The organism is Xanthomonas euvesicatoria, from assembly GCF_013112235.1.
In the GTDB taxonomy this organism is placed as follows: Bacteria; Pseudomonadota; Gammaproteobacteria; order Xanthomonadales; family Xanthomonadaceae; genus Xanthomonas; species Xanthomonas euvesicatoria.
Window position 1 is genome coordinate 1,527,393 of record NZ_JABFFS010000001.1, and the last position, 25,947, is coordinate 1,553,339.

General features: G+C 65.9%; 22 protein-coding genes and 2 pseudogenes. 15 read left to right on the forward strand and 9 right to left on the reverse strand.

The window, feature by feature from the left end; all coding sequences use genetic code 11:
- The first annotated feature begins 135 nt into the window (after positions 1-135).
- Together HLH45_RS06455 and HLH45_RS06460 are read left to right on the forward strand one after the other, a co-directional pair.
- Positions 136-1,497, forward strand: a complete 1,362-nt coding sequence (locus HLH45_RS06455; RefSeq protein WP_033479475.1) for a glycoside hydrolase family 5 protein — start codon at positions 136-138, stop codon at positions 1,495-1,497.
- Between the two features lie 126 nt (positions 1,498-1,623).
- The gene (locus tag HLH45_RS06460) at positions 1,624-1,812 is read left to right on the forward strand and encodes a hypothetical protein (protein WP_031420773.1); all 189 of its coding nucleotides are present in this window, start codon (positions 1,624-1,626) and stop codon (positions 1,810-1,812) included.
- Between the two features lie 56 nt (positions 1,813-1,868).
- Here the strand turns inward: HLH45_RS06460 and HLH45_RS06465 are convergent, their stop codons facing one another.
- Both HLH45_RS06465 and HLH45_RS06470 read right to left on the reverse strand, forming a co-directional pair.
- Positions 1,869-2,414 carry a gamma carbonic anhydrase family protein gene (locus HLH45_RS06465; RefSeq protein WP_008577979.1) on the reverse strand — a complete coding sequence of 182 codons (546 nt, stop codon included), beginning with the start codon at positions 2,412-2,414 and terminating at the stop codon, positions 1,869-1,871.
- Positions 2,411-2,635, reverse strand: a pseudogene (locus HLH45_RS06470) (hypothetical protein). The gene HLH45_RS06465 and the pseudogene HLH45_RS06470 overlap by 4 nt, the downstream one beginning before the upstream one ends.
- A 240-nt stretch (positions 2,636-2,875) precedes the next feature.
- On the opposite strand from HLH45_RS06470, the gene HLH45_RS06475 reads away from it, so the two are divergent.
- The 6 genes from HLH45_RS06475 to HLH45_RS06500 all read left to right on the forward strand — a co-directional run bounded on the left by HLH45_RS06475 (position 2,876) and on the right by HLH45_RS06500 (position 9,970).
- Complete coding sequence (locus HLH45_RS06475; protein WP_008577978.1) at positions 2,876-4,186, forward strand: MFS transporter; 1,311 nt, start codon at positions 2,876-2,878, stop codon at positions 4,184-4,186.
- Between the two features lie 149 nt (positions 4,187-4,335).
- Positions 4,336-5,583, forward strand: coding sequence for a cyclic di-GMP phosphodiesterase (locus HLH45_RS06480; protein ID WP_008577977.1), 1,248 nt, complete (start codon positions 4,336-4,338; stop codon positions 5,581-5,583).
- 382 nt (positions 5,584-5,965) lie between these two features.
- Positions 5,966-6,496: a MarR family winged helix-turn-helix transcriptional regulator gene (locus HLH45_RS06485; RefSeq protein WP_011346056.1), complete on the forward strand. Its 531-nt coding sequence runs from the start codon at positions 5,966-5,968 to the stop codon at positions 6,494-6,496.
- Between the two features lie 167 nt (positions 6,497-6,663).
- Positions 6,664-7,656 (forward strand): SphA family protein, encoded by a 993-nt coding sequence (locus HLH45_RS06490; protein WP_008577975.1) that lies wholly within the window; start codon positions 6,664-6,666, stop codon positions 7,654-7,656.
- A 33-nt stretch (positions 7,657-7,689) separates the two neighbouring features.
- Positions 7,690-8,457, forward strand: coding sequence for a coniferyl-alcohol dehydrogenase (locus tag HLH45_RS06495; protein ID WP_014089098.1), 768 nt, complete (start codon positions 7,690-7,692; stop codon positions 8,455-8,457).
- Positions 8,458-8,488: 31 nt separating this feature from the next.
- Positions 8,489-9,970, forward strand: coding sequence for a benzaldehyde dehydrogenase (locus HLH45_RS06500; RefSeq protein ID WP_008577973.1), 1,482 nt, complete (start codon positions 8,489-8,491; stop codon positions 9,968-9,970).
- 270 nt (positions 9,971-10,240) lie between these two features.
- Here HLH45_RS06500 and HLH45_RS06505 read toward each other — a convergent pair whose 3' ends face one another.
- Positions 10,241-11,128: a helix-turn-helix domain-containing protein gene (locus tag HLH45_RS06505; protein WP_014089100.1), complete on the reverse strand. Its 888-nt coding sequence runs from the start codon at positions 11,126-11,128 to the stop codon at positions 10,241-10,243.
- Positions 11,129-11,224: 96 nt separating this feature from the next.
- Here HLH45_RS06505 and pobA point away from each other — a divergent pair, with 96 nt between their 5' ends.
- Both pobA and HLH45_RS06515 read left to right on the forward strand, forming a co-directional pair.
- On the forward strand, positions 11,225-12,409 hold the full coding sequence (gene pobA, locus HLH45_RS06510) for a 4-hydroxybenzoate 3-monooxygenase (RefSeq protein WP_008577971.1): 1,185 nt from the start codon (positions 11,225-11,227) through the stop codon (positions 12,407-12,409).
- Positions 12,410-12,849: 440 nt separating this feature from the next.
- Positions 12,850-13,362: a nuclear transport factor 2 family protein gene (locus HLH45_RS06515; RefSeq protein ID WP_014089102.1), complete on the forward strand. Its 513-nt coding sequence runs from the start codon at positions 12,850-12,852 to the stop codon at positions 13,360-13,362.
- A gap of 115 nt (positions 13,363-13,477) precedes the next feature.
- Here HLH45_RS06515 and glpK read toward each other — a convergent pair whose 3' ends face one another.
- The 6 genes and pseudogenes from glpK to HLH45_RS06545 all read right to left on the reverse strand — a co-directional run bounded on the left by glpK (position 13,478) and on the right by HLH45_RS06545 (position 21,179).
- A complete protein-coding gene (glpK, locus tag HLH45_RS06520) occupies positions 13,478-14,977 on the reverse strand; it encodes a glycerol kinase GlpK (RefSeq protein WP_031420778.1) in 1,500 nt (499 codons plus the stop codon).
- A gap of 139 nt (positions 14,978-15,116) precedes the next feature.
- Entirely contained in the window at positions 15,117-15,938 is an 822-nt protein-coding gene (locus HLH45_RS06525; RefSeq protein ID WP_008577967.1) for an MIP/aquaporin family protein, read from the reverse strand.
- Between the two features lie 174 nt (positions 15,939-16,112).
- Positions 16,113-17,627: a glycerol-3-phosphate dehydrogenase gene (gene glpD / locus HLH45_RS06530; RefSeq protein WP_008577966.1), complete on the reverse strand. Its 1,515-nt coding sequence runs from the start codon at positions 17,625-17,627 to the stop codon at positions 16,113-16,115.
- A 223-nt stretch (positions 17,628-17,850) separates the two neighbouring features.
- On the reverse strand, positions 17,851-18,678 hold the full coding sequence (locus HLH45_RS06535) for a DeoR/GlpR family DNA-binding transcription regulator (protein WP_008577964.1): 828 nt from the start codon (positions 18,676-18,678) through the stop codon (positions 17,851-17,853).
- A gap of 341 nt (positions 18,679-19,019) precedes the next feature.
- Positions 19,020-20,002, reverse strand: a pseudogene (locus tag HLH45_RS06540) (PDR/VanB family oxidoreductase).
- 100 nt (positions 20,003-20,102) lie between these two features.
- Positions 20,103-21,179, reverse strand: coding sequence for an aromatic ring-hydroxylating dioxygenase subunit alpha (locus HLH45_RS06545; RefSeq protein ID WP_008577962.1), 1,077 nt, complete (start codon positions 21,177-21,179; stop codon positions 20,103-20,105).
- Between the two features lie 251 nt (positions 21,180-21,430).
- On the opposite strand from HLH45_RS06545, the gene HLH45_RS06550 reads away from it, so the two are divergent.
- The 5 genes from HLH45_RS06550 (at position 21,431) to pcaG (ending at position 25,665) form a co-directional block, all read left to right on the forward strand.
- Positions 21,431-22,294 (forward strand): CoA transferase subunit A, encoded by an 864-nt coding sequence (locus tag HLH45_RS06550; RefSeq protein ID WP_008577961.1) that lies wholly within the window; start codon positions 21,431-21,433, stop codon positions 22,292-22,294.
- Positions 22,291-23,079, forward strand: coding sequence for a CoA-transferase subunit beta (locus tag HLH45_RS06555; protein ID WP_008577960.1), 789 nt, complete (start codon positions 22,291-22,293; stop codon positions 23,077-23,079). The genes HLH45_RS06550 and HLH45_RS06555 overlap by 4 nt, the downstream gene beginning before the upstream one ends.
- Positions 23,076-24,284 (forward strand): 3-oxoadipyl-CoA thiolase, encoded by a 1,209-nt coding sequence (gene pcaF, locus HLH45_RS06560; RefSeq protein ID WP_008577959.1) that lies wholly within the window; start codon positions 23,076-23,078, stop codon positions 24,282-24,284. The genes HLH45_RS06555 and pcaF overlap by 4 nt, the downstream gene beginning before the upstream one ends.
- Positions 24,285-24,362: 78 nt before the next feature.
- Entirely contained in the window at positions 24,363-25,097 is a 735-nt protein-coding gene (pcaH, locus tag HLH45_RS06565; protein ID WP_008577958.1) for a protocatechuate 3,4-dioxygenase subunit beta, read from the forward strand.
- 4 nt (positions 25,098-25,101) lie between these two features.
- A complete protein-coding gene (gene pcaG, locus HLH45_RS06570) occupies positions 25,102-25,665 on the forward strand; it encodes a protocatechuate 3,4-dioxygenase subunit alpha (protein ID WP_008577957.1) in 564 nt (187 codons plus the stop codon).
- Positions 25,666-25,947 lie beyond the last annotated feature (282 nt).

Below are 25,947 nucleotides of genomic sequence, written 5' to 3' on the forward strand. Positions count from 1 at the left end.
GCATGCAGTGGCAGGAGTGCGAACCGGCGCGCAGATCCGGGCGCTGGGGCGCGGCCACCATCGAACCGGACCGCTGCGGCCGAGGGGAGCTGCGCCGGCGAGGATCTTTCCAACGGCACCGCAGGAGGCGCCCCGATGTCCGACCATCCCTCTCCACGCCGCGTACCAGCGGCATCATCTCACTCCACCACGCCACCGGTCGCCGGCGGCATCAGCCGCCGTCGCGTGCTGCAAGGCGCGGCCGGCGCTGCGGTCGTGGCCACCACCGGCTGGGTAGGCCATGCGGCCGCGCAAAGCGCCAGCCTGCCGTTCGCTGGCCTCAACCTGTCCGGTCTGGCCTCCAATAGCTATGTGGAGAACGCCGAGATCGGCACGCATTACCGCGCCATCACTGCCCAGCATGTGGCCGCGGCGGGGAGCTGCCCGCTCTTCCGTCTGCCGACCACTGCCGCACGCTTCACGCGTGGACAGGGCGCGCCATTGAACGAGAGCTACTGCAGGCAGGTGCAGGACGCGCTGGACAACATCGCTGCGCGCGGCAAGCGCGCCATCGTGGAGTTGCACGATTACATGCGGCTGCCGCAGCGGGTGGCGGCCAAGAGCGGTTATCGGCGCGATGCCAGCGGTGCAGTGGTCGATGCGCGTGGCAACCGTGTCGGCGACCTGGCGGCGGCCGGGTTGTGGGCCGACACCTACCCGCTGCGCAACTTCAATTACGTGGGCTATCTGGACAGTCGCGACCAACTGCTCAAGCTCTACGAATACCGGGTGATCGGCACGCCGGGGTGTACGCTCTACAACGACGCCGGCTTGCCGGATCTGTGGGCGCGTCTCGTCAACCGGTTCAAGCAGCACCCGGCGGTGTTCGGCTGGGGCGTCATGAACGAGCCGTACCAGGGCGCCGAGCGCAACGCCGATGGCAGCGTGCTGTCGATGGCCGCATATTGGCAGAAGACCGCCACCGCCTGCTCCAAGGCCATCATCGACCGCGATCGAAACCATTTCGTGTTCGTGTGTGGCAACGGCTATGCCAGCGCCCGGCGCTGGCAGGACGATTCGATGGGCCTGTTCGACATCCCGGACCCATACGATTGCATCGTGTACGAGGCGCACAACTATCTCGACAGCGATGGCAGCGGGGGCGGTAACTGGATCGGGCCCGGTGGACGCAACGAGGTGATCAAGCCGGATACCGGCATCGACATGGTCAGCCCGTTCATCGAAGCGCTGCAGCAGGCCGGCAAGCGCGGTTATCTGGGCGAGCACGGCTATCCGGCCGGCAATCGCAGCGCGGAGATCGCCACCACGCGCATGCTGGCGCACTTGCAGGCCTACAACATTCCCAGCACGCAGTGGTGCTTCGGCCCCGGGTGGCCGGACGACGACGTGCTTGGCATGAGCCGCGACGTGGGTGCGGACATCCAGGCCAAGGCCAATCTGGCGGCCGTGCAGGCGTTTTTCGACGTGCGCCTGTCCAGCTACGTTCCGCCCCGCTAGCGGGCATCGCCGCCGCTACGGGGAGGTGGCGGCGGTTTACACTGCGGCATGCACATGGACATCCCCTGCCGCGCTGGCTGCGCGGCCTGCTGTATCGCTCCATCCATCAGTTCGGCCATTCCCGGCATGCCGCACGGCAAGCCGGCGGGGGTGCCGTGCGTGCAACTGGACGGGCAGGGCCGCTGCCGCCTGTTCGGCCTGCCGACGCGGCCGGCGGTCTGCACCAGCCTGCGTCCGTCCCAGGACATGTGCGGTGCATCGCGCGCCCAGGCGCTGGCCATGTTGACGGCACTGGAGCACGCCACGCAGCCGTAGCCGCGCGCGCCTGGTACCGTCGCGCCCGCGCCAGACAGGTGCGCCGGTGCTGCGGCTCAGCCGGCGGGTGAGGCGCCCAGGTACTGATCCTTGAGCCGCACGTAATGTTGCGCGGAGTAATGCAGGCTTTCGATTTCCTTGTCGCTGAGCGTGCGCGCCAGGCGTGCAGGATTGCCCAGCCACAACTCGGCTTCGCCCACCACCTTGCCCGGGCCCACCACTGCGCCGGCACCCACAAAGCCATACCGTTTGACCGTTGCGCCATCCAGCACGCAGGCGCCCATGCCGATCAGGCACAGGTCTTCGATGGTGCAGGCATGCAGGATGGTGCCGTGGCCCACGGTGACGTCCTCGCCGATCACGGTGGGGTAGCCGGCCTTGTTGAACGGGCTGTGGTGACTGACGTGGATGATGGTGCCGTCCTGCACGTTGGTACGCGCGCCGATCTGCACATGATTGACGTCGCCGCGGATCACGGTGCCCGGCCAGACCGAGACGTCATCGCCCAGGCTCACCTCGCCGATGATGGTGCAGGCAGGATCCACGTAAACGCGGGCGCCCAGTTGCGGGGTGTGGTGCAAAAAGGAGCGAATCGGGGTCACGGCATCTCCGTCAGGTCAGCGTGCCGCCCACTGCGGACACGCTGCGGATGATACCTGCGCTGCGGTTGCCGCTGCGGCAGCGCACCGGGCTGCAGTCACCAACGCACGGATGCAATGTGTGCGAGGTGGCTGGCAGAGGTGGCCGGGTGGGCCGACGTGCAATGGAGTGTGTCGCGTCGCCAGAGATTCCAAAGCCGCGGGCAGCACGTGACGCGGTGCATCCGGAGACATCGCAGCGCTGGCCAAGTGTGTTGGCGCATTTCCGATAAGCGCACAGCGTTGCGGTCATCGGCCTTGAACCGGCAGCGCAATGGGCTAGCGTGTGCAGGCGGTCGCAAGCCATTGCGCATCGGCGATTGCACGCATCGCTGCACCGCGGTGTAGCCGGTCTCGCACACTGCGCCGTTCAACGGCCACTGCAGTGCCTTCGCCTCAACCCTCTCTCACCACAGGACATGCCAATGCCTCAGCACACTGCATCGTTTGGGCATTTCGTGCTGGAGCGCATGACGCCGTTTCAGTGGAGAGCCGTTGCGGTGTGCGTGTTGCTGACGATGCTCGACGGCTTCGACGTGATGGCGATGGCGTTCACCGCACCGCACGTGTCGGCAGACTGGCAGCTGTCGGGCAAGCTGCTGGGCATGCTGTTCAGCGCGGGCCTGATCGGCATGGCGCTTGGCGCACTGGGGTTGGCGCCGCTGGCCGACCGCATCGGCCGTCGCGCGCTGACGCTGGCATGTCTGGCCATCCTGACCGTCGGCATGGGCATGTCGGCAGTGGCCAGCACTGCATGGCAGCTCGGGGCGCTACGGCTGCTGACCGGTCTGGGTATCGGCGGTATGTTGGCCTGCGTTGCGGTCACGGCAGGGGAGTTTTCCAGCCCCCGTTGGCGCAACACTGCCATCGTGCTGCAGGTGACCGGCTACCCGGTCGGTGCCACGCTGGGTGGCATGATTGCCGAACTGTTGATGCAGCAGTGGTCGTGGCCCGCGGTGTTCGTGCTCGGGGCGGTGGCATCGTTGCTGTGCGTGCCGTTGGTGCTTGCATTCCTGCCCGAGTCGCTGGAGTTCCTGATCATGCGCCGGCCACCCGATGCCGTCGCGCGCTTCAACGCCGTGCTGGCGCGGATGGGAATGCCGCCGCACGACGCATTGCCGCCGCTGCCGCCGCAATCTGCCACGCAGGCACAAGGCTATCGGGCCCTGTTTGACGCTGCCATGCGGCGGCACACGCTGCTGATCGCGCTTGGCTTTTTCTCGCTGATGTTTGCGTTCTACTTCGTGATCAGCTGGACGCCGAAGCTGCTGGTGACCGCCGGCGCGTCGGCCACGGACGGCGTCACGGGCGGGGTGCTGTTGAATCTTGGTGGCATCGGCGGCGGCTTGCTGTTCAGCGGGTTGGCATCGTGCGTGCGGCTGGCGCGCCTGACGATCGGGTCCCTGTTGCTGATGGGCCTGGCGATGCTGGCCTCCGGCCTGTGCAGTACGCAGTTGAGCTGGGCGTTCGCCGTCGCCTTGCTCACCGGGGCAGCGATGTTTGCTGCGGTGGGCGGCATGTACGCCATTGTTCCGATCGTCTTCAACGCTGCGGTGCGTTCGACTGCGCTGGGCTGGGCGATCGGGGTGGGGCGCTTGGGTGCGATCTTGTCGCCGTTCTGCGCCGGGGTGTTGCTGGACGCCGGATGGTCACCGGCCATGTTGTATCTGGCCTGCAGCGTGCCGTTGCTGTTGGCCATCTTCGCCGTGCTGGCGATGCGGTTGCCCAACCGCTGAGCGGCCCGTCCACAGCCGCGTCCGGCATCACATCCGGGCCGTTCCTCGACCCGGCCGCGGGCCAAAGAAATCGTGCCATGTGCCGATAACACCGCAGACCGCCAAGTCGTGGCGAACTTTTCCTGGACATTGTGCAGACCAGCGCCGGCATGCTCAGAACCATCGACTCAGATCAACTCCGCCCCGGCATGTACGTCTACAAGCTGCTGGGCGCGTGGGTGCACCATCCGTTCTGGAAGACGTCGTTTCTGGTCGATTCCGACGATGTGGAGAAGATCCATGACAGCCGCATCGAGCAGTTGGTGATCGATACCGCGCGCGGGCTGGATGTGGAGGCGCCCACGCCCCCTGGCGTGTCCGCCGAACCAGCCGCGCCGCCGAGCCCGGCACCTGCTGCGCCCGAACCGCCGGAGCCTGCCGCCGCGCCGCGTAGCGTGCGCACCAACAGCGTGACCGCCCAGGTCGGCATCGAAGCGGAGGTGGTACGCGCACGCCGCATCTTCGAAGACGGCCGCGACATGGTCGAGGCGATGTTCCGCGATGTGCGGCTGGGGCGCACCGTCGACACAGAAGCGGCCATGCCGCTGGTGGAAGCCATCAACGACTCGGTGCTGCGGCATCCGCAGGCCTTGATCAGCGTGGCGCGGCTCAAGACCGCCGACGACTACACCTATCTGCATTCGATGGCCGTGGCCGGGCTGATGAGCGGGTTGGCGCGCCAGCTCGGCCTGCCCGAATCGCAGGTGGTGGAAGCAGCGATGGGCGGCCTGCTGCACGACATGGGCAAGGCGGTGACACCGTTGGAAATTCTCAACAAGCCCGGCCGGCTCACCAACGACGAAATGGAGATCATGCGCCAGCATCCGCTGGATGGCCATCGGCTGCTGGTGGCCGGCGGCGTGCAGAACGCGGTGGTGCTGGAAATCGCGCTGCATCATCACGAAAAGATGGATGGCAGCGGCTATCCGAATCAATTGGTGGGCGAGAATATTTCGTTGATGTCGCGCATGGGTGCGGTCTGCGATGTCTACGACGCCATCAGCTCGGACCGCCCTTACAAACGCGGTTGGGATCCGGCCGAATCGCTCAAGCAAATGGCGTCCTGGAAGGGCCATTTCGACCCGGTGGTGTTCCAGGCTTTCGTGCGCCGGCTGGGGATTTATCCGGTCGGCTCGCTGGTGCGGCTGGAGTCGCAAAAACTTGCGGTGGTGATCGAACAGACGCCCGATGCGCTGCTCAAGCCCAAGGTGCGCGTGTTCTATTCGGCCAAGTTGCGCAGCCACGTGTTGGTGCAGGACATCGACCTGTCGCGTCCGGACTGCCATGACCGCATTGCGCAGATGGAAAGCCCTGCCGAATGGGGCTTCCGCGATCTGGAAAAGCTCTGGCTGCCCTAGACGGGCTATACAGGCGTTGAATCGGCAGCCGCCGCGGCAATGCGCGCGGTGCGTCATGCGCGCCGATCACTGCGACACTCCTTGCACAGAAGCGCCACCCCGCTAGCGAACGCGACCATGCTGCGCTGCAGCTTGGCAATGTAGTTATGATCAATAACTATTCCGGAACGCAATCACTTGCCGGCCGGAACCATGTCTCAGCCTTGCCCGGATCACCGTCGCCCCCCGTCAGCCGCAGCGCCGGCCCGACGCTGCAGGCTGCGTGCGTGGCAGGGCGTCGGGGCTGACGCACCCGCGGCGCGTGCACCCGCGGCGTGCCTGTCCACATCGGCAGGCCCGGTGGCGTCTACAATGCGGTGCACGCCGTGGATCGGCGTTGCGGATGCGGCGCATTGCGCGTACCGGTCCGCCCGCTGCCCCCGTCGCGAGAACCGCCATGCCCGTCACCGCTCTTGCTGCACCCTTGCCCGACGCCGTCACCTCGGTGGATCAGGCGCGGCTGCTGCGGTTGCTGGGGTATCGCATCACCCGCACCGAGTTGATGGTGCGGCGGATGTTCCAGGAGTGCGTGGCCGCCTTCGACCTCAAGCCGGTCGACTTCTCGCTGCTGATGCTGGTGGATGGCAACCCCGGCATCAACCAGCGCCAGATCGGCGATGTGCTGCACGTGTCGCCGCCGAATCTGGCGATCGTGGTGGCCAGGCTGGTCAAGCGTCGCCTGCTGCGGCAGGTGCGTGGGCGGCAGGACCGGCGCATGCAGCACCTTTCGCTGACCGCGGCCGGTGCCGCGCTCCTGGCCGCCGCCGAGGCCGAAGTGCTGCGCATGGAACAGCAGCTCAGTGCCGTGCTCGGTTCCAGCGAAGCACCGTTGTTGCGCGCCCTGGACCGTCTGGACCGTCTGGACACGCCGTAACCCGCCTCGGTCGGCGGCCTGCCGCCCGGCAGCCATTCCCAACGAACGTTTCCACTGCACGTGCTGTGCGTCGCGCGGCGCGCGCGCTTGCCTGCCGTCGCTGATGTGGCACGCACCGCTGTTGCTTCCCAACGCTGGAGATATCTGCAGTGATTCGATCATCGGTGATGCGTGGTGCGGGTGTGGCAGCAGGCTGGCGGCTGCGCGCGTTGCTCGGCCTGGCGGCATGCCTGGCAGCGGGTGCGGCGCCTGCGCAAAGTGCGCCACAGAGCGCGGCGCTGACCAATGGCATCAATACCGGGGGCACCAGTTTCCTGGATGGCTTTACCAGCACCACGCCCGGCTTGGCGGTGGTCACCTATCTGCGGCACAACGCGCTGGATGCCATCAAGGACGCACGTGGCAACGATATCCCGGTGTTCGACAACCCGCGGATCGATTCCACCGTGTTGCTGACCCAGTTCGCTTACGTCACGCCCTATCACGTATTCGGCGGCGCGCTCGGCATCACTGCGCTGGTGCCGCTGGTCAATCTGGATGCCTCCTTCGGCCGCAACAGCATTGCCACGCTGCGTGACAATGGCGCCGGCGTGGGTGATGTGACGTTCGGGCCGTATCTGCAAATGCCACCTGTGATCCGCAACGGGCGACCGGTGTTCTCGCAGCGGTTCGAATTCGACGCCGTGGCACCGATTGGCAAGTACGACGGCAATCGCGATCTCAACCAGAGCTCCGGTTACTGGTCGCTCATTCCAAGCTACGCATTCACGGTACTGCCCACGCCCAATTGGGAACTTAGCGCACGCATCAACTACATCTATAACTTTCGCAGCGAGCGCCGTCCGAACTTGCCGCCAGGCTTCGACTTCCGCAATGGTCAGGCAGGCGATGCGGGATGGATCAACTTCGCCACCTCCTGGGAGGTGGCACCGAAGCTGCGGCTGGGCATCAATGCGTATTACCTGACCCAGTTCCGCGACAACCGCACCAACGACCAGCGCGTGCCGGACAGCCGTCAACGCGCGTTCTATGCAGGGCCGGGTGGCGTGTGGCGCTTTGATGCAAACAACATCCTGTTCGCCAACGTCTATCTACCGGTGGAGGTGCGCAATGCCGCGTCCGGCAACAATGTCAATTTCGAGTATGTCCATGTGTTCTAGCGCCGGCACGGCTGGCTCCTTTGGAGGATGGCGATGAATTTGCAGAACAAGACGATCGTGGTGACCGGCGTGGCGTCGGGCATTGGCGCGGAGGTCGCACGGCTGGCGCGGTTTCATGGTGCCAAGGTGATCGGGGTCGATCGCACGCCCGTGCAGATGACCCTGCACGGCTTTCACCAGGCCGATCTCGGCGACCCGGCATCCATCGATGCCCTGGTGAAGGCGTTGCCGGACCACATCGATGCCCTGGCGAACATTGCCGGCGTGCCGGGCACCGCGCCGCTGGATGTGGTGGCGCGGGTGAACTATCTGGGCTTGCGCCATCTGACCCAGGGGTTGCTGCCACGCATCGTGCCGGGCGGTTCCATCATCAATGTCGCCTCGATCCTGGGCGCCGAATGGCCGCAGCGTCTGGACCTGCACAAGCAGCTGGCGGCAACCGACAGCTTCGAAAGCGGCCGCGCGTGGCTGGCGGCGCATCCGGTGGCGCACGACACCTGCTACCAATACTTCAAAGAGGCCTTGATCGTGTGGACCTTGCTGCAATCGCGGCCCTGGTTCGCCGACCACGGCGTGCGCGTGAACAACGTCTCTCCGGGCCCGGTGTTCACCCCGATCCTGGGCGATTTTGCTGCCATGCTCGGCGAGGAACGTGTCAAGGCAGACGCCAAGCGCATGACCCGCCCGGCCTATGCCGATGAAGTGGCCGAGGGCATCGTGTTTCTGGCATCCGACGCAGCCCGCTGGATCAACGGCATCACCCTGCCGATCGATGGCGGGCTGGCTTCCACCACGCTGTAATCCCCACACGTTTTTAGCAGGAGGCTAGACCATGAATGCCCTTACCAGCGCAACCGCCGCTGCGACCGACTCGCCCGCGTGGCATGGCTGCATCTTCAATGGCGACTGGGTGCCCGGTCGCGGTGGCAGCGTGCCCATCCATGAGCCGGCAACCGGCGCCTTGCTGCATGAAGTGGGCAAGGCCGACCTGGCCGATGTCGCCGCTGCCATCGCACAGGCCAAGCAGGCGCAGCGTGCCTGGGCCGCGACACCGCCGCGCGAACGCGCAGCCGTCTTTCATCGTGCTGCGCAGGCGATGCAGGCACGCAGTGCCGAAGCCACGTTGCTGATTGCGCGCGAAACCGGCGGCATCCTGCCCAAGGCCCAGCGCGAGGTGGACGAATCGGTGGTGTTCTACCAGCAGGCTGCCGCAATGCCGTTGCAAGCCAGCGGCCAGATGTTGCCGACCGCATCCGGCCAACTCAGCCTTGCGCGCCGCCTGCCATTGGGCGTGATCGGGGTGATTTCGCCGTTCAATTTCCCATTGATTCTGTCGCTGCGCTCGGTGGCGCCGGCGCTGGCGATGGGCAATGCGGTCATTCTCAAACCCGACCCGCGCACGCCCTACACCGGTGGCGTGATCATCGCGCAGGTGCTCGAAGAAGCCGGCCTGCCCAAGGGCCTGCTGCACGTGTTGCATGGCGATGCGCAGATTGGCCAGGCGCTGGTGGAATCGCCGGATGTCCCGATGATTGCGTTCACCGGCTCCACGGCCGCCGGCCGCCGCATCGGCGAAATTGCCGGCCGCCATCTGAAGAAAGTCTCGCTGGAATTGGGTGGCAACAACGCGGTGATCGTGCTCGACGACGCGGATCTGGACAAGGCCGCCTCGGCGGTCGCGTTCGGCGCCTACATGCACCAGGGCCAGATCTGCATGGCGACCGGGCGTGTGCTGGTGCACCGCAGCGTGGCGCAGGCACTGACCCAACGGCTGGCCGAAAAAGCCCGCCATTTGCCGGTGGGCGACCCGGTCAGCGGCACCGTGGCATTGGGCCCGATCATCGATCAACGCCAGCTGCAGCGCGTCGTCGACATCGTCAACGATAGCGTCGCAGCCGGCGCGGTCGTGGAGGCCGGCGCCACCCATGAAGGCCTGTTCTATGCGCCGACCGTATTGTCCAACGTGCGTCCTGGCATGCGCGCGTTCGACGAAGAAGTGTTCGGCCCGGTGATCAACATCACCGTGTTCGACACCGACGACGACGCTGCCGAGTTGGCCAACCAGGGCGAGTACGGGCTGGCGGCCGGCATCCTGTCGGCATCGGTCTCGCGCGCGCTGGCCCTGGGCGAGAAGTTGCACACCGGCCTGCTGCATATCAACGACCAGACGGTGGCCGACGAAGTCGTCAATCCATTCGGCGGCACCGGTGCGTCGGGCAACGGCACCAGCGTCGGCGGCCCCGCCGATTGGGAGCAGTACACGCACTGGCAATGGCTGACGATCAAGAGCGAAGTGCCGCAGTATCCGTTCTGATCGCAATGGCTTGGGAATGGGGCGGCTGGCTCGGCCTCTCCATCGCTGTATGGATGGCGGTCACGTGCCCGGCCATTGCCTTGGATTTTTGGTGCGGCGTTGCATCAGTTCTGGATGCAGGCAAAGGCTTCACTGGTCGAGCGCGCGGTGCCCTCGCCACGTGCAGCGTGTCCTGCGATGGTGGGCGGGCAAGGACCCTGCAGCTGGTCTGCAGAACGTTCTCCCTGCTACGCGCGCAGCGAGTGAGCGAAGTCGTTCTGCTGGTCGCTCCTACTGACCGGCCCGAAAGCGCGTCGGCGAGCAACCGGCGTGCCGTGCGAAGTAGCGACTGAAATAGGCGGCGTCGAAAAATCCAAGGCTGGCGGCAATCTGTTGCACGCTCAGGCTGGTGTAACGCAGGGTGCGGCGTGCTTCCAGCATGATCCTGCGCTGCAACAACTGCAGTGCGGAGGCGCCAGCCAGGCGCTGGCATAACGCGTTTAGGTGACCGGGCGTCAACCCGAGTTGATCGGCGTAGCGGGAAATCGGCCAGTGGGCGCGGTAGTGCTGGTCGATCAAGCCTTGATAGGCGCGCAGGTGGCGCAGCGCCGGGTCTGCCTGCGGGCTGATCGCTGCGGCATGCCGGGCCCGCTCCAGTGCCGTACGCGCCATCCAGATGACCAGCTGCGCCGCTGCGGCCTGCGCTGCGAGGTCATCGCCGATCGACCGGCGTGCGTGGTCCTGCGCAATGCTGCCAAACAACACATCCAGCCATTTGCGCGCATGCTGGGCGTGCACAACGGCTGGCGCGGCCATGACCTGTTGCAGTAACGGCGCAGCGTTCAGCGCCGTCCTGACCAGCGGCATGCACATGGTGATGACGTGGCCACGCACTGCCGGGTCGAAGGCAAAGCCATGCACGCAGAGCGGCGGAAGCCACACCACGCTGGCACCGCGCAGGCGTTGGGTGCGCCCATCCAGCTGCAGCGTGGCCGGTCCGCGCTGCACATAGACCAGTTGCGCCAAATCCTCGTGTCGGTGCGGCACGATCTGCCAGTCGTGCAGTCGGCTGCGTGCGGCAATCGATTCCCAATGCAGCAATTCGGCGGCATCGGCGTGTTGCTCGCCGTACAAGCCGAAGGCAGGGACTGCGGCAGTGTCGGGCACGGATGTGGCCATCGTCGAAAAGTCCAAGGACTGCACGCAATCATCCCTTCAACGCAGCGCTTTGGCTACCGACACTGCACGCATCGCCATCCAAGCCAGGAGCAGTGCATGCGAACGCAGGTTGCGATCATCGGCGCCGGGCCATCGGGCCTGTTGCTGGGCGAACTGTTGCGGCTCGCCGGCATCGATTGCGTCATCGTCGAGCGGCAGACGCCCCAGCATGTGCTGGCGCGCATCCGCGCCGGGGTATTGGAGCAGGGCAGTGTGGAACTGCTGCAGCGCGCCGGCGTCGGCGAGCGGTTGCAGCGCGAAGGCTTGCTGCATCACGGCTTCGAATTGTCCCTGGACGGGCAGCGCGAGCGTATCGACCTGCTGCGCGGCTGCGGCCGCGGCGTCACCGTTTATGGGCAGACCGAGGTCACCGCCGATCTGATGCATGCGCGCCAGCGCAGCGGGGCACCTACCCATTACAACGCGCAGGACGTGGCCCTGTGCGATGTGGAAGGCACCACGCCTGCTCTGGAGTTCACGCAGGACGGCCAGCGCAGGCGTCTTGACTGCGACTACATCGTCGGCTGCGATGGGTATCACGGCGTCAGCCGTGCCAGCATCCCCGCCGAGCGGCTGCGCCTGTTCGAGCGCGTGTACCCGTTCGGTTGGCTTGGGGTGCTGGCCGATACGCCACCCGTGCACGAAGAACTGGTCTACGCACGTCACCGGCGCGGGTTTGCACTATGTTCGATGCGCTCGCCCACCCGTACGCGCTATTACATCCAGGTGCCGGCCAGCGCGCAGGTGGAGGCCTGGAGCGATCAGGCGTTCTGGGACGAGTTGCGTGCACGGCTCCCGCCTGCGTTGGCGGCGCAACTGGTCACCGGCGCATCGATCGAGAAGAGCATCGCACCGCTGCGCAGTTTCGTCGCCGAGCCGATGCAGTATGGCCGCTTGTTCCTGGCTGGCGATGCTGCGCATATCGTGCCGCCCACCGGCGCCAAGGGCCTGAATCTGGCGCTTGGCGATGTCGGCCTGTTGGCGCAGCTGTTCGAGCGTTGGAAGACAAGCGGCGATGCCGGTGTGCTGGAACAGTATTCGACCTTGGCCTTGCAGCGGGTGTGGAAGGCCGAACGGTTCTCGTGGTGGATGACCACCCTGTTGCACCGCTTCGATGACGAAGACGCATTCACTGCGCGGCTGCACGGAGCGGAGCTGGACTATCTGCTCGGTAGCGAGGCGGGCCGCGCGACGCTGGCGGAAAATTATGCAGGTCTCCCGTTGGCCGCGCTATCGGACTGATGGCGCATTGGTGATCGCGAACTAGCAGCCGCCGCGGAGCGGATTTCTAGGTGGATATCCTGGTTCGATGTCGCCTTGGCTGCGCAAGTGCGATGCGTGCGCACACAGCGCTTCCCCAAACCGGCATGAATGATGCGCGTCAGCGCACATGCATTGCTTCCACTGCGGTCATCGCCCGCTCGACCGCGACACCCCGGGTCCATTCTGTACACGGTGCAGCAGCACGCTGGCGCTCACCACATGGGTGATGTTTTTCTCACCAACGGTTGCACAAGTGCCCAGGTGCATGCTCAGGCGGCTAGCGGGCCGGTGAACGGCACCGGTAGGGTGGCGATGACGCGTTAATGCAGCTGTGCGCACGCGCGTCTTCCCCCCGCTCAACGGACACGTTGCTGGCATCCCCGATGAGCGCACTGCCACTCTCCACCCAGGAGTACTCCATGAAGAAATTGCTCTCCCGTGCCTTGTTGCTGGTCATGCTCATCGCACCAATGGCTGCGTTCGCGCAGACCGCGGTAACGGCCAATCCCGATCATCAGAAGATGCTGCTCGGCAGCACCTGGTATGAAACTGCCAACAAGCGGCTGGTCTACGATTTCTGGCGCACCGTGTTCGAAGCTGGCCAGGTGCAGTACGCGCCGATGTACATGGACAAGAACTACATCCAGCACAATCCGAACGTGGCCAATGGGCGCGATGCGTTTATCGCCTTCCTGACGGCATTCGTGAAGCCGACGCCGGTGCAGCCGCGGGTGCGATTGCCCTTGGTCGCCATCACCGCCGATGGCGATCTGGTCACCCTGGTGTCGGTGCGCACCTTACCCAACCCCAATAAGCCCGGCACCACGTACACCACCACCTGGTTCGACATGTTCCGGATCGAGAAGGGCCTGATCAAGGAACATTGGGACCCGGACACCATCGCCGGACGTGCCAGCACCGGCGGCCAGTAACCACCGCTGCACACCAGGCTGCGTTGTGTGGCCCTGCGTGTGTCCTCGACGCTCGAAGATGAGCTCATCACAGCGCCCACCTCACAGTGGGCGCTGTCGTGTTGCGGCCCCAGTGTCAGCTGATGCGGAATCCCATCGTCGCTTCCACTGCTTGCTGCCAGCCGGCGTAGAGCGCTTGGCGCTTGTCGTCGGCCATGGCCGGTTCGAAGCGGCGATCCACGGCCCACTGTTTGGCGATTTCTTCGCGGCTGCCCCAGAATCCAGTTGCCAGCCCTGCCAGATACGCCGCACCCAGCGCAGTGGTTTCCGCCACTTCCGGGCGGAGTACCGGCACATTGAGAATGTCACTCTGGAACTGCGCCATGAAGTCGTTGGCGATGGCACCGCCGTCGGCACGCAGTTCTTTCAGCTCGATGCCGGAATCGCTTTGCATCGCGGTGAGCACGTCGCGGGTCTGATAGGCCATCGATTCGACTGCTGCACGCACGAAGTGTTCCTTGGTGGTACCACGCGTCAGCCCGAACACCGCGCCGCGGATGTCGCTGCGCCAGTACGGCGCGCCCAGGCCGACGAAGGCCGGCACGATGTACACGCCATCGTTGTCGCCGGCACGCTCGGCATAGGCTTGCGAGTCGCTGGCCTTGCCCAGCATGCGCAAGCCATCGCGCAGCCACTGCACCACCGAGCCGGCAACGAAGATCGCGCCTTCCAGCGCGTATTCGACCTTGCCGTCGATGCCCCAGGCAATCGTGGTCAGCAAACCGGCCTTGGACGCCACCGCCTTGTCGCCGGTATTCATCAGCATGAAACAGCCGGTGCCATAGGTGTTTTTCGCCATGCCCGGTTCGAAGCAGGCCTGGCCGAACAACGCGGCCTGCTGGTCGCCGGCGATGCCGGCGATGGGCACCTGTTCGCCATAGAAGTACTGGGTCTGGGTCATGCCATAGACCTCGCTGGACGAACGCACGTCCGGCAGCATCTGCGCGGGCACGTCCAACATGGCCAGCAGTTCAGCATCCCACTCAAGCGTATGGATGTTGAACATCATGGTGCGCGAGGCATTGGTGTAGTCGGTGACGTGCACCTTGCCGCCGGTGAGATTCCAGATCAGCCAACTGTCGATGGTGCCGAACGCCAGTTCGCCTTTCTGCGCGCGTTCGCGCGCGCCTTCGACGTGGTCGAGAATCCACTTGACCTTGGTCCCGGAAAAATACGCATCGATCAGCAGGCCGGTCTTCTCGCGCACCATCTGCTCATGCCCGGCCTCCTTGAGCTGGGTGCAGATGTCCTTGGTCTGCCGCGATTGCCACACGATGGCGTTGTAGATCGGCTGGCCGGTGGCCTTGTCCCACACCACCGCGGTCTCGCGCTGGTTGGTGATGCCGATCCCGGCGATCGCGCGCGCATCGATCTGCGCGTTGTTGAGCAGCTCGGTGATGGTGGTATAGACGCTGGTCATGATCTCGCGCGGGTTGTGTTCCACCCAACCCGGCTGCGGAAAGATCTGGCCGAATTCGCGCTGCGCCACGCCGGCCACCTTGCCCTGGCGGTCGAACAACATCGCGCGTGAGCTGGTGGTGCCTTGATCGATCGCAAGGACGTACTGCTTTTCCATCGAAAATTCCTCGAACAATGCCGGCATTGGCGCACGGCGAGAAAGGTCGGTGCAGGCGATGACGCCGCGTGGCCATCAGGGTTTGGCCACAGGTAACCTCACGCGTCGTCAGCGTGATTGTTGGCTTGGCGCAGCACCATCACAGTGGATCGAGCGGTTTGCTGCCGCCTTGCAGATGGCGCACCCGCGCCGGCAGGAATGGCAGGATCAGCCACTGATAGGCCAGCGCGCCGATCGGCCCGCCGATCAACGGGCCAACGATCGGGATCCACCAATAGTTGTCCTTGGCCGGCAACGCGGCCTCGCCCCAGCCGGCGAAATACGCGAACAGGCGCGGGCCGAAGTCGCGCGCCGGGTTCATCGCCCAGGCCTCCAGATAGCCCATCGACGCGCCCAGCGTGGCGACCAGCAAGCCGATCATCAACGCGCCGGAGTTGGCAGTGGGTGCGGCCTCGTTGAACTGCTCGGTGATGGCGAAGATGCCGAAGATCAGGAACGCCGTGATGATGATCTGGTCGACCAGCGCATGCATCGGCGTGACCGCCAGCCCCGGTGCGGTGAAGAACACCCCGGCTGCGCCGCCGGCTTCGCGGGTGAGCTGCTGCACCTGGTTGAAGTGATCGATCACCGGCCCGTACAACTGATAGACGATGGCCGCGCCCAGGAATGCACCGACCACCTGCGCAAACCAGTAGGGCAGTACCTTCTTCCAGGAAAAACCGCGGAACAGTGCCAGCGCCAGCGTGACCGCCGGATTGGCGTGCGTCCCGGACACCGAGCCGGTCACGTAGATCGCCAGTGTCACCGCCAGGCCCCAGGCGATACACACGCCCCAATAGGCGTTTTGATAAGGGCTGGGGTCGTACAGGATGTACATCGCCGCCACCGAATCGCCGAGCGCGATGATGATGAACATCGCGACCGCCTCGGAGATCAACTCACCTACGAGTTGCCGGCTCATGCGTGCATGCCCGCAAGGTCGAAGATGCAGAAAACAGCGTGCAGCGCGCTTGCTCCCGCGCAGCGGTGGTCGGTGATGCTCATCTGGGGTGCCCTCCACGTGACTTGGGTGACGCTGGCTGAAGCGCCGGAATACGTTGCCGGGCGACCCGTCCTCGCCGGCAACGCGGTGTGTTCAAGCAGAAACGGCATCGCGTTGCCGGATCGGCTGCGTCTGCAGATAGTCTTCCAGGCGCTGCCGCCCGGCCGCATCGATCCGCAGGCCGAGCTTGCTGCGCCGCCACAGGATATCGTCGGCAGCCACCGCCCATTCATGTTGACGCAGGTAATCCACCTCGGCCTGGTACAGGTCCGCACCGAAGTGCGTGCCCAGATCGGCCAGGCTCTGCGCATCGCCAAGCAGTTGTTCGGCGCAGGTGCCGTAGTTGCGCACCAGCCGCTGCGCAGTCGCCGCCGGCAGCCAGGGGCGCGCGCGGCCGACGCGTTCCAGCAGGCTGGCGATATCGCGCTGCTCGCCGCCTGGTAATGCCTCCCCATGTGCGGTCCACGCCGGCTTGCGTGCGCCCAGCGCGTGGGTGAGCCGGTCCACTGCCTCTTCGGCGAGCTTGCGATAGGTGGTCAGCTTGCCGCCGAATACGTTGAGCAACGGCGCACCCTCGGTGACCACTTCCAGCTGGTAATCGCGGGTCACTTCGGCTGCGTTGTCTTCGGCATCGTCCAGCAACGGGCGCACGCCACTGTAATTCCACACCACATCGGCGGGGGAGATCTGCTGCTGGAAATACAGGTTCACCGCATCGCACAGGTACTGCACCTCGGCAGCATCGATCTTCGGCGCGGCGGGGTCGGCTTCGTAGTCCACGTCGGTGGTGCCGATCAAGGTGAAGTCGTGCTCGTAGGGGATGGCGAACACGATGCGCCGGTCCGGTTGCTGGAAGATGTACGCATGGTCGTGATCGAACAGCTTGGGCACCACGATATGGCTGCCCTTGACCAGCCGCAATGCGTGTTCGTGCGGCACCGAGGCCACGGTGTCCAGGAACGCCACTGCCCAGGGGCCGGCCGCATTGGCGAGCGCGCGCGCCTGCACCGTGCGGCGTCGGCCCTCGCGGTCTTCGAGCTCGGCATACCAGAAGCCGGCATCGCGCCAGGCGCCGACACAGCGCGTGCGGGTGTGGATCTTGGCGCCGCGCCTGGCGGCGTCCATCGCGTTGAGCACCACCAGCCGCGCGTCCTGCACCCAGGCATCCGAATACACGAAGCCGGTGCGCAGCGATTCCTGCAGCGGCGCACCGACCGGGTGCGTCCGCAGCGACAGCCGCCGCGAGCGCGGCAGGCTGCGCTTGCTGCCGCCCAGATGGTCGTACAGGAACAGCCCGGCGCGGATCATCCATGCCGGGCGCAGGTGCGGTTGGTGGGGCAGCAGGAAGCGCAACGGCCAGATGATGTGCGGGGCCAGCCGCAGCAACACTTCGCGCTCGGCCAGTGCCTTGCCGACCAGCGCGAATTCGTATTGCTCCAGATAGCGCAGGCCGCCGTGAATGAGTTTGGTACTGGCGCTGCTGGTATGCGCGGCCAGGTCGTCCTGCTCGCACAGGCACACCGACAGACCGCGCCCGGCCGCATCACGGGCAATGCCGACCCCGTTGATGCCGCCGCCGATTACCAGAAGATCGTATATCTCGCCCATCGGTGCCTCCGTCCGGGCGCGCTGATGAGCGAACCCAAGTTGTCATGTTCGAACATATTCGAACATCGAACCTTGCGGGGGCGTGAAGATGGACAGCTTTAGTATCAGCAGTGACGTACGCGCGAATCGGCTATGAAAGAGCGGATTAAGAGATGGCGTACCTATCAGGCCCAATGGTTTTCGGCGGCTATCACGTAAAAACGATCAAAAACGAACATCGAACTCAGGCGGTTCCGTCCGCGTCCGCCAGGTGCACCCGGGTACCGGCCTCGGCCAGGACGCTCGCCAACTCCTGCGGCGGCGGCCGGTCGGTGAACCAGTCGTGCACCTGGGCGAGGGCGCCCAGCCGCACCATGGCGTTGCGACCGAACTTGCTGTGATCGGCGGCCAGCAGCACGTGCCGCGAGTGCTCGATGATGGCCTGCGCCACGCGCACTTCCTGGTAATCGAAATCCAGCAGGGTGCCGTCCAGATCGATACCGGAAATGCCGATCACCCCGAAGTCCACCTTGAACTGGCGGATCAGCTCCACCGTCGCCTCGCCGGTCACGCCCTGGTCGCGCCCGCGCACCACACCGCCGGCCACGATCACCTCGAAACTGGGGTTGGCGCTGAGCATCACCGCCACGTTGAGGTTGTTGGTGATCACGCGCAGCCCGCGGTGCTGCAGCAACGCGCGTGCGACTTCTTCGTTGGTGGTACCCAAGTTGATGAACAGCGAGGCATCGTCGGGAATGAAACGCGCCACACGTGCGGCGATGTGCTGCTTTTCGCGGGCCTGCAGCGCCTTGCGTGCGGTGTAGGCCAGATTCTCCACGCTGGAGGGCATGCTGACGCCGCCGTGATAGCGGCGCAGCACGCCGGCATCGCAGAGCAAGGTCAGATCGCGGCGGATGGTCTGCGGCGTCACCTCAAAGCGTGTGGCCAAACCTTCGACCTCGGCAAAGCCCTGCTGCCGCACCAGCGCCACCAATTGCTCCTGGCGCGGGTTCAACGCCGGCGCCGGGACCGTCCTGTAGTGAGTCGACTCCATGCGCAGATGATCGCGCATACGCGTGAGGATGCAAACACGGCGGGGTGCACGCTGAGCGCGACAGGGGCTTGCCGGCGAACATCGGCCTGAAGCGGTGCACGCGTGGCGACATGCCGGACGCGCTGCGCTGAGGCTGCACGGTTCTGGAGGCATACGATTACCCGGCAGGCTCGGCCAGGGCTCGGTAAAGATCGCCGCCTTCGGTGTGTGCGTGCTGAAGCGCCAACGAGCAGGTGGCCAGCAACGCGCGGACACGCAGTGGGTCGTGCCGATGAAACGCGGGCGCCGCAAACGCGTTGCTCGCTAAGCCCGGTATCGACCGCAACCGCCAGACGGTGCGCAGCCGGCCGGATGCCGGCTCAGCCCAGCTCGCTGCGATAGCCGGTGTCGATGCTGATGCTGCCGCCTACCGCACGCGACACGCAGGCACAGAGCTTGCGATTCTCCCGGCGCTGCTCGTCGCTGAAGAACACGTCGCGGTGATCGATATCGGCGGAGCTGTCCAGCACGTCCACCGCGCACAGGCCGCATTCGCCACGGCGGCACTCGGCGATCAGCTCCACCCCGGCGTCGGCCAGTGCGTCCAGCATCGATTCGTTTTCAGCGACCGGCACTTCCAGGCCCAGCCCCGGCAATTTCACCACGAACGCCTGCGCCGGCACCCGCCCGCTATTGCCGAAGGTTTCGAAGTGCAGGCGCGCACGCGGCCGGCCGGCGGCGTGCCAGTGCTGGCGTACCGCCTCGAGCATGCCCAGCGGCCCGCACACATACACCTCGGCATTGGGCGACAGGCGCGCCAGTTCGGCAGCCAGATCCGGCGGGCCGCGCTGTCGTCGCATTGCAGTTGCAAACGTTCGCCCAGCAGTGCTTCCAGCGTGTCGACATACGCCATTGCGCTGCGCGAGCGGCCGGCGTACAGCAGACGAAACGCGCGGTGGCCACGCGCCAGCCGCTGCGCCATGCCGACGATCGGGGTGATGCCGATGCCGCCGGCAATCAGCAGGATTTCCTCGCCGCTTTCATCCAGCGCGAAGTTGTTGCTGGGCGGCGACATCTCCACCACATCGCCCGGCGCAAGCGTCCACATATGCAGCGAGCCGCCGCGGCTGTCGGGCATTTGCCGCACTGCGATCTGGTAGTACCCATCGGCACGCGGTTCGCCCACCAACGAATACGAGCGCACATCGTCGCGACCATGCAGCTGCACACGAAAATCCACATGGCTGCCCACCTCGAAGCTACGCGCAGCGGTGCCGGGATCGAGCACGATTTCGCGCACGCCCGGGCAGGCGTCGGCAATGCTGACGACGCGGGCACGATGCCACTGGGTGTCTTTACGCATGGAGGGCTCCGGGCAATGAGGTCTGCCGGCCGGCGCCGGCTGTGACGGCGCCGCAATGCGGCGCTGTGAGCGATGAGATGGCTGGCCGCATGCGAAGTGCTTAGCCCACCATGCGCAGCGACAGATCCTGCGCGCGTTGTTCCTGTGCGATCAGGCGGTCGATCACGCGTCGCGCCCACATCCCGCCGGCATCGACGTTGAGGTTGTAGAAAGTGTGATCCGGATGCGCATCGATGGCGCGTTGCTGCGCTTCCAGCACTGCTTCGTCTTCGCCGAACACGCCTGTCACGCCGTCGCGGGTGAGCGTGGTCAGCGACTGGTCGTGCAGCGCGTAGTTGCGCATGAATGCCCAGAAGTAATGGCAGGTGGTGTCGGTTTCGGGCGTGATGGTGTTGAGCACGTAGCCGTTGACGCCCTGGCTGCGATCGCCTTCCGGCGCGCCGGTGCCGGCGATGGCCACGCCGACATCGATGGCGATGGTGGAGGGTGCCTCGAAACGGATGATCTGCCAACGATCGACCTTGCCGCGATAGTCCAGATGGCGGGCGATCTGGCTGGCCCAGAACGGCGGCGGGTCGATGTTGCGCATCCAGCGCGACACGATGACGCCGCGATCGCCGTGCACCACATCGAATGGCGCTTCGGCCACTTCGTCCTGGCCGATGCTGGAGCCGTGCACGAAGGTCTCGTGGGTCAGGTCCATCAGGTTGTCCAGCACCAGCCGATAGTCGCACTTGGCATGGATGGTGCGGCCATCGCCGGCCCAGGCCGGATCGTGCGACCAGTGCAGATCGGGAATCAGGCGCGTATCGGCCTTGGCCGGGTCGCCCGGCCAGATCCATACGTAGCGGTGTTTTTCGGCCACCGGAAAGCTGCGCACGCAGGCCGAGGGATTGATGGTGTCCTGCGAGGGCATGTGCACGCAGCGCCCCTGCGTGTTGTAGACCAGCCCGTGATAGCCGCAGACCACGTCGTCGCCGCGCAGCTTGCCCATCGACAAGGGCACCAGCCGATGCCAGCAGGCGTCTTCGAGCGCGACGACCGTACCGGCGGTGGTGCGGTAGACCACCACGTCCAGGTTGCAGAGCTTGCGCGGGCTGAGCACGTGCTTGATCTCATGGTCCCAGGCAACGGCGTACCACGCATTGAGGGGAAACAGCGGCTTGGACTGCGACATGACCGTGACTCCTGGGTGTGTAGGCAACCTGGATGCGACGCGGCGTGCGCCGGCCTGCAGCTAGTTGGCGCGCAATGCAACGCTGGCGTCTGCTTGCGCGCGAAGTTATGTATACACCGGAGACAATGTGGGCGCGTTACGGGTCTGCCGAAATTGTGCGAATATCGATTTGAATCACCGATTATCGGATTGACCACCCTGCCGGCTGCGCCTACCGTGAGCCCACGCTCGCTGTGCTGGAAGGGAACGCAATGGCCGAAATCGTCGCTCTCGCGGAAGCGGTGTCGCAGCTGATCGCCGATGGCGATTGCGTGGCGATGGAAGGCTTCACCCACCTGATTCCACATGCCGCCGGGCACGAGGTGATCCGTCAGCACAAGCGCGCGCTGCGGCTGGTGCGCATGACCCCCGACCTGATCTACGACCAGCTGATCGGCGCCGGTTGCGCGGCAGCGCTGCGGTTTTCCTGGGGCGGCAATCCCGGCGTCGGTTCGTTGCACCGGCTGCGCGATGCAGTGGAACACGCCTGGCCGCAGCCGCTGCAGATTCGCGAACACAGCCACGCCGATATGGCCAATGCCTATGTGGCCGGTTCGTCGGGGCTGCCGTTTGCAGTGCTGCGCGGGTATGTCGGTTCGGATCTGCCGCGCGTCAACGACAGCATCAAGTTCCTGCAGTGCCCGTATACCGGCCAAACGCTGGCCACCTCGCCGGCCGTCAACCCCGATGTCACGGTGATCCACGCCCAGCGGGCCGACCGCCGCGGCAACGTGTTGCTCTGGGGCATTCTGGGCGTGCAGAAGGAAGCGGTGCTGGCAGCGCGCAAGGTGATCGTGACGGTGGAAGAGATCGTCGACAGCCTGGACGCGCCGCCCAATGCCTGCATCCTGCCGCGTTGGGTTGTCGATGCGGTCTGCGTTGTCCCTGGTGGTGCGGCGCCCTCGTATGCGCATGGCTACTACGCGCGCGACAATCGGTTCTATCTGGCCTGGGATGCGATCGCGCGCGACCGTGCGACGTTCCAGGCCTGGATCCAGACGCATATTCTCGACACCGACGATTTCGCCGGTTTTCAGCGCGTGTATGCACAGTCCCAGCAGCAGGTGGCCGCATGAGCGCCTACAGCACCAACGAGATGATGACGGTGGCTGCCGCGCGCCGCCTGCCCGATGGCGCAGTGTGTTTTGTCGGCATCGGCTTGCCGTCCACTGCCGCCAACCTGGCTCGGCTTACGCATGCACCGGACGTCACCTTGATTTACGAATCGGGCCCGATCGGTGCGCGCCCGCAGGTGTTGCCACTCTCGATCGGCGACGGCGAACTGGCCGAAACCGCCGACACCGTGGTCTCCACGCCGGAGATCTTCCGCTACTGGCTGCAGGGCGGGCGCGTGGATGTGGGCTTTCTGGGGGCGGCGCAGATCGATCGGTACGCCAACCTCAACACCACCGTGATTGGCTCCTACGCTGCGCCGAAAACGCGCCTGCCCGGCGCCGGTGGCGCGCCGGAAATTGCCGCCAGCGCCAAGCAGGTGTTCATCATCATGCGCCAATCCGAACGCAGCTTCGTGTCGCGGTTGGACTTCATCACCACGGTCGGGCATCTGGACGGTGGCGATGCGCGCGCGCGGGCCGGCCTCCCCGGCGCCGGCCCGACCGTGGTCGTCACCGACCTGTGCGTGATGGAACCCGACCCCGTGACCCGCGAACTCACCGTGACCTCGCTGCATCCCGGCGCCACGCGCGAGCAGGTCAGCGCGGCGACCGGGTGGCCGATCCGGTTCGCCGCCGACCTTGCACAAACCACGCCGCCCAGTACCGCCGAACTGGATGCCTTGCGCGCGCTGCAGGCACGCACCGATGCAGCGCATGGTGTGCAGGCAATGGGAGCCCAGGCATGAGTGAGGTGTACCTGATCGATGGCATCCGCACGCCGATCGGCCGTTACGGTGGCGCCTTGTCCAGCGTGCGCGCCGACGATCTAGGCGCAGTGCCCATCGCCGCATTGCTGGCGCGGCAGTCGCAGCTGGAGCCGGCCGCAATCGACGATGTGTACCTGGGCTGCGCCAACCAGGCCGGCGAAGACAATCGCAATGTCGCGCGTATGAGCCTGTTGCTGGCCGGCCTGCCGTCTTCGGTGCCGGGCAGCACGCTCAATCGCCTGTGCGGCTCGGGCCTGGACGCGATCGGCACGGTAGCGCGCGGCATCCGTGCCGGCGAACTGGATCTTGCCATTGCCGGCGGCGTCGAATCGATGTCGCGCGCGCCGTGGGTGATGGGCAAGGCCGACAGCGCCTTCGCCCGCACCCAGCAGCTGGAAGACACCACCATGGGCTGGCGCTTCATCAATCCGCGCCTGCAGGCGGTCTATGGCACCGAACTGATGGGGGAAACGGCGGAAAACGTGGCGCAGCGGTACGCCATCGCGCGCGAAGACCAGGATGCGTTCGCACTGCGCAGCCAGCAACGCGTGGCGGCGGCGCAGGCAGCCGGTTTCTTCGATGCGGAAATCACCCCGGTGGCCGTGGCAGCGCGCAAGGGCGGCGATGCCTCCACGGTCGAACACGATGAAGCGCCGCGACCCAACACCACCGCCGACATGCTGGCCAAGCTCAAACCGGTGTTCCGCCAGCCCGGCACCGTGACGGCCGGCAATGCCTCCGGTCTCAACGATGGCGCCGCTGCCTTGCTGCTGGCCTCGGCGCAGGCCGTGCAGGCTCACCGGCTGACGCCGCGTGCGCGCGTGCTGGGGTTCGCCTCGGCGGGCGTGGAGCCGGCGTACATGGGCATCGGCCCGGTGCCGGCCACCCAGCGCCTGCTGGCGCGCTTGCACCTGCGCATCGCGCAGTTCGATGCGATCGAACTCAATGAAGCCTTCGCTGCGCAGGCGCTGGCCTGCACGCGTGCATTGGGCCTGGCCGACGATGCCGCACACGTCAATGCCAACGGTGGCGCCATTGCGCTCGGGCATCCGCTCGGCATGAGCGGTGCGCGGCTGGCGCTGACCTTGCTGCGGCAGCTGGAGGCGGGCAACGGGCGACTCGGGCTGGCCAGCATGTGCATCGGAGTGGGGCAGGGCGTGGCATTGGCGATCGAGCGCCTGTGAACCGGCTGTTGCAACCTCCCTCGTCCTTCCCTTGCACCCATGTCGTTCTGGTCGTCTTGTTGCCGACGGAGATTCAAGATGCGCGATCCCACCGCTGACCAACCTGCCATCGCCGACCCGCTGCTCGGCTACCGCCGCAGCCGGCCCGGTACACAGCCGGCGTACCTGCATCCGGCATACGCTTCCACCACATTGCGAGGGCCTACGCGTGATCCGATCGACCTGCCGGTCACGCTGTCGGAAGTCACCGGCCCGCGCCTGGATCGGCTCACGCTGGGCGCGCACGCGGCCGATCTCACTGCAGGGTTCAGTGGCGCGCCGCTGGGCGAGCGCATCATCGTCTCCGGCCGCGTGCTCGACGAAAACGGCAGGCCGGTCCGCAACAGCGTGGTGGAAGTGTGGCAATGCAACGCGGCTGGTCGCTACCAGCACGCTGGCGATCGGCACGATGCACCGCTGGACCCCAACTTCCGCGGCACCGGCCAGGTGCTGACCGATGAGCACGGCCGCTACAGTTTCAAGACCATCAAGCCGGGCGCGTATCCGTGGCGCAATCACTACAACGCCTGGCGGCCTGCGCACATCCATTTTTCGTTGCACGGCGATGGCATCGGGCAGCGGCTGGTCACCCAGATGTATTTCCCCGGCGACCCGCTGCTGGCGCACGACCCCATCTTCAACTGTGTCGACGATGCGCTGGCGCGCGAACGCATGGTGTCCAGTTTCGACTGGGAAAACGCGGTCAGCGAGTACGCGTTGGCCTACCGCTTCGACATCGTCTTGCGCGGTCGCAAGCAAACGGTCTGGGAGTGACACGATGAGCCTGCATGCAACGCCGTCGCAGACCGTCGGGCCGTATTACCGGCTGGGATTGGAGCCGCTGTATCGCCAACAGATCGCACCTGCGCAGGCCGCGGGCACGCATGTGCAGATCAGCGGTTGCATCTTCGATGGCGCCGGCGCGCCAGTGGCCGATGCGGTGCTGGAAGTGTGGCAAGCCGATGCTGCGGGCATCTATGCGCATGTGGCCGACGGTCGCTGCGAGGCCCACGACCCCAGCTTCGACGGCTGGGGCCGCGTGCCCACCGATGCCAACGGGCGTTTTACCTTCAGCACCATCAAGCCGGGCAGGGTGGCGGGCCCGGACGGCAAGCAGCAGGCGGCGCATCTGACGGTGCTGGTCTTCATGCGCGGCCTCTTGCGCGGGGTGTCGACGCGGCTGTATTTCGCCGACGACCCACACCTAGGCAGCGACCCGATCCTGGCGCTGGTGCCGGCCGAGCGGCGCGCCACCTTGCTGGCCCAGCCGCATCCAGGCGGTGCGTACACGTGGGACATCCACATGCAGGGCGACGCGGAAACGGTGTTCTTCCGCTATTGATCCGCATGCCGATGTTGAAACGCCGTATGCGTACAGGGGCAGCGCTGCATCCTGCCGGCACGCGGCCACGTCCACAGGGCCATAGGCGCCGCTGCACGAGCGCCTGCTGCCGAAACATCGCCAGGGTATCTCCGGCGACAAGCAATGCGCCGTGACGCCTCACGCACATGCATCCGGGGCAGCGCGCATCGTGGCAGGCAGGTGCACACGTGCACTCGCGTGCACGCAGCGCAAGCACGCATGGCCTCATCCACCTCATCCCGGCAGTGCCAGGCGCGCCCG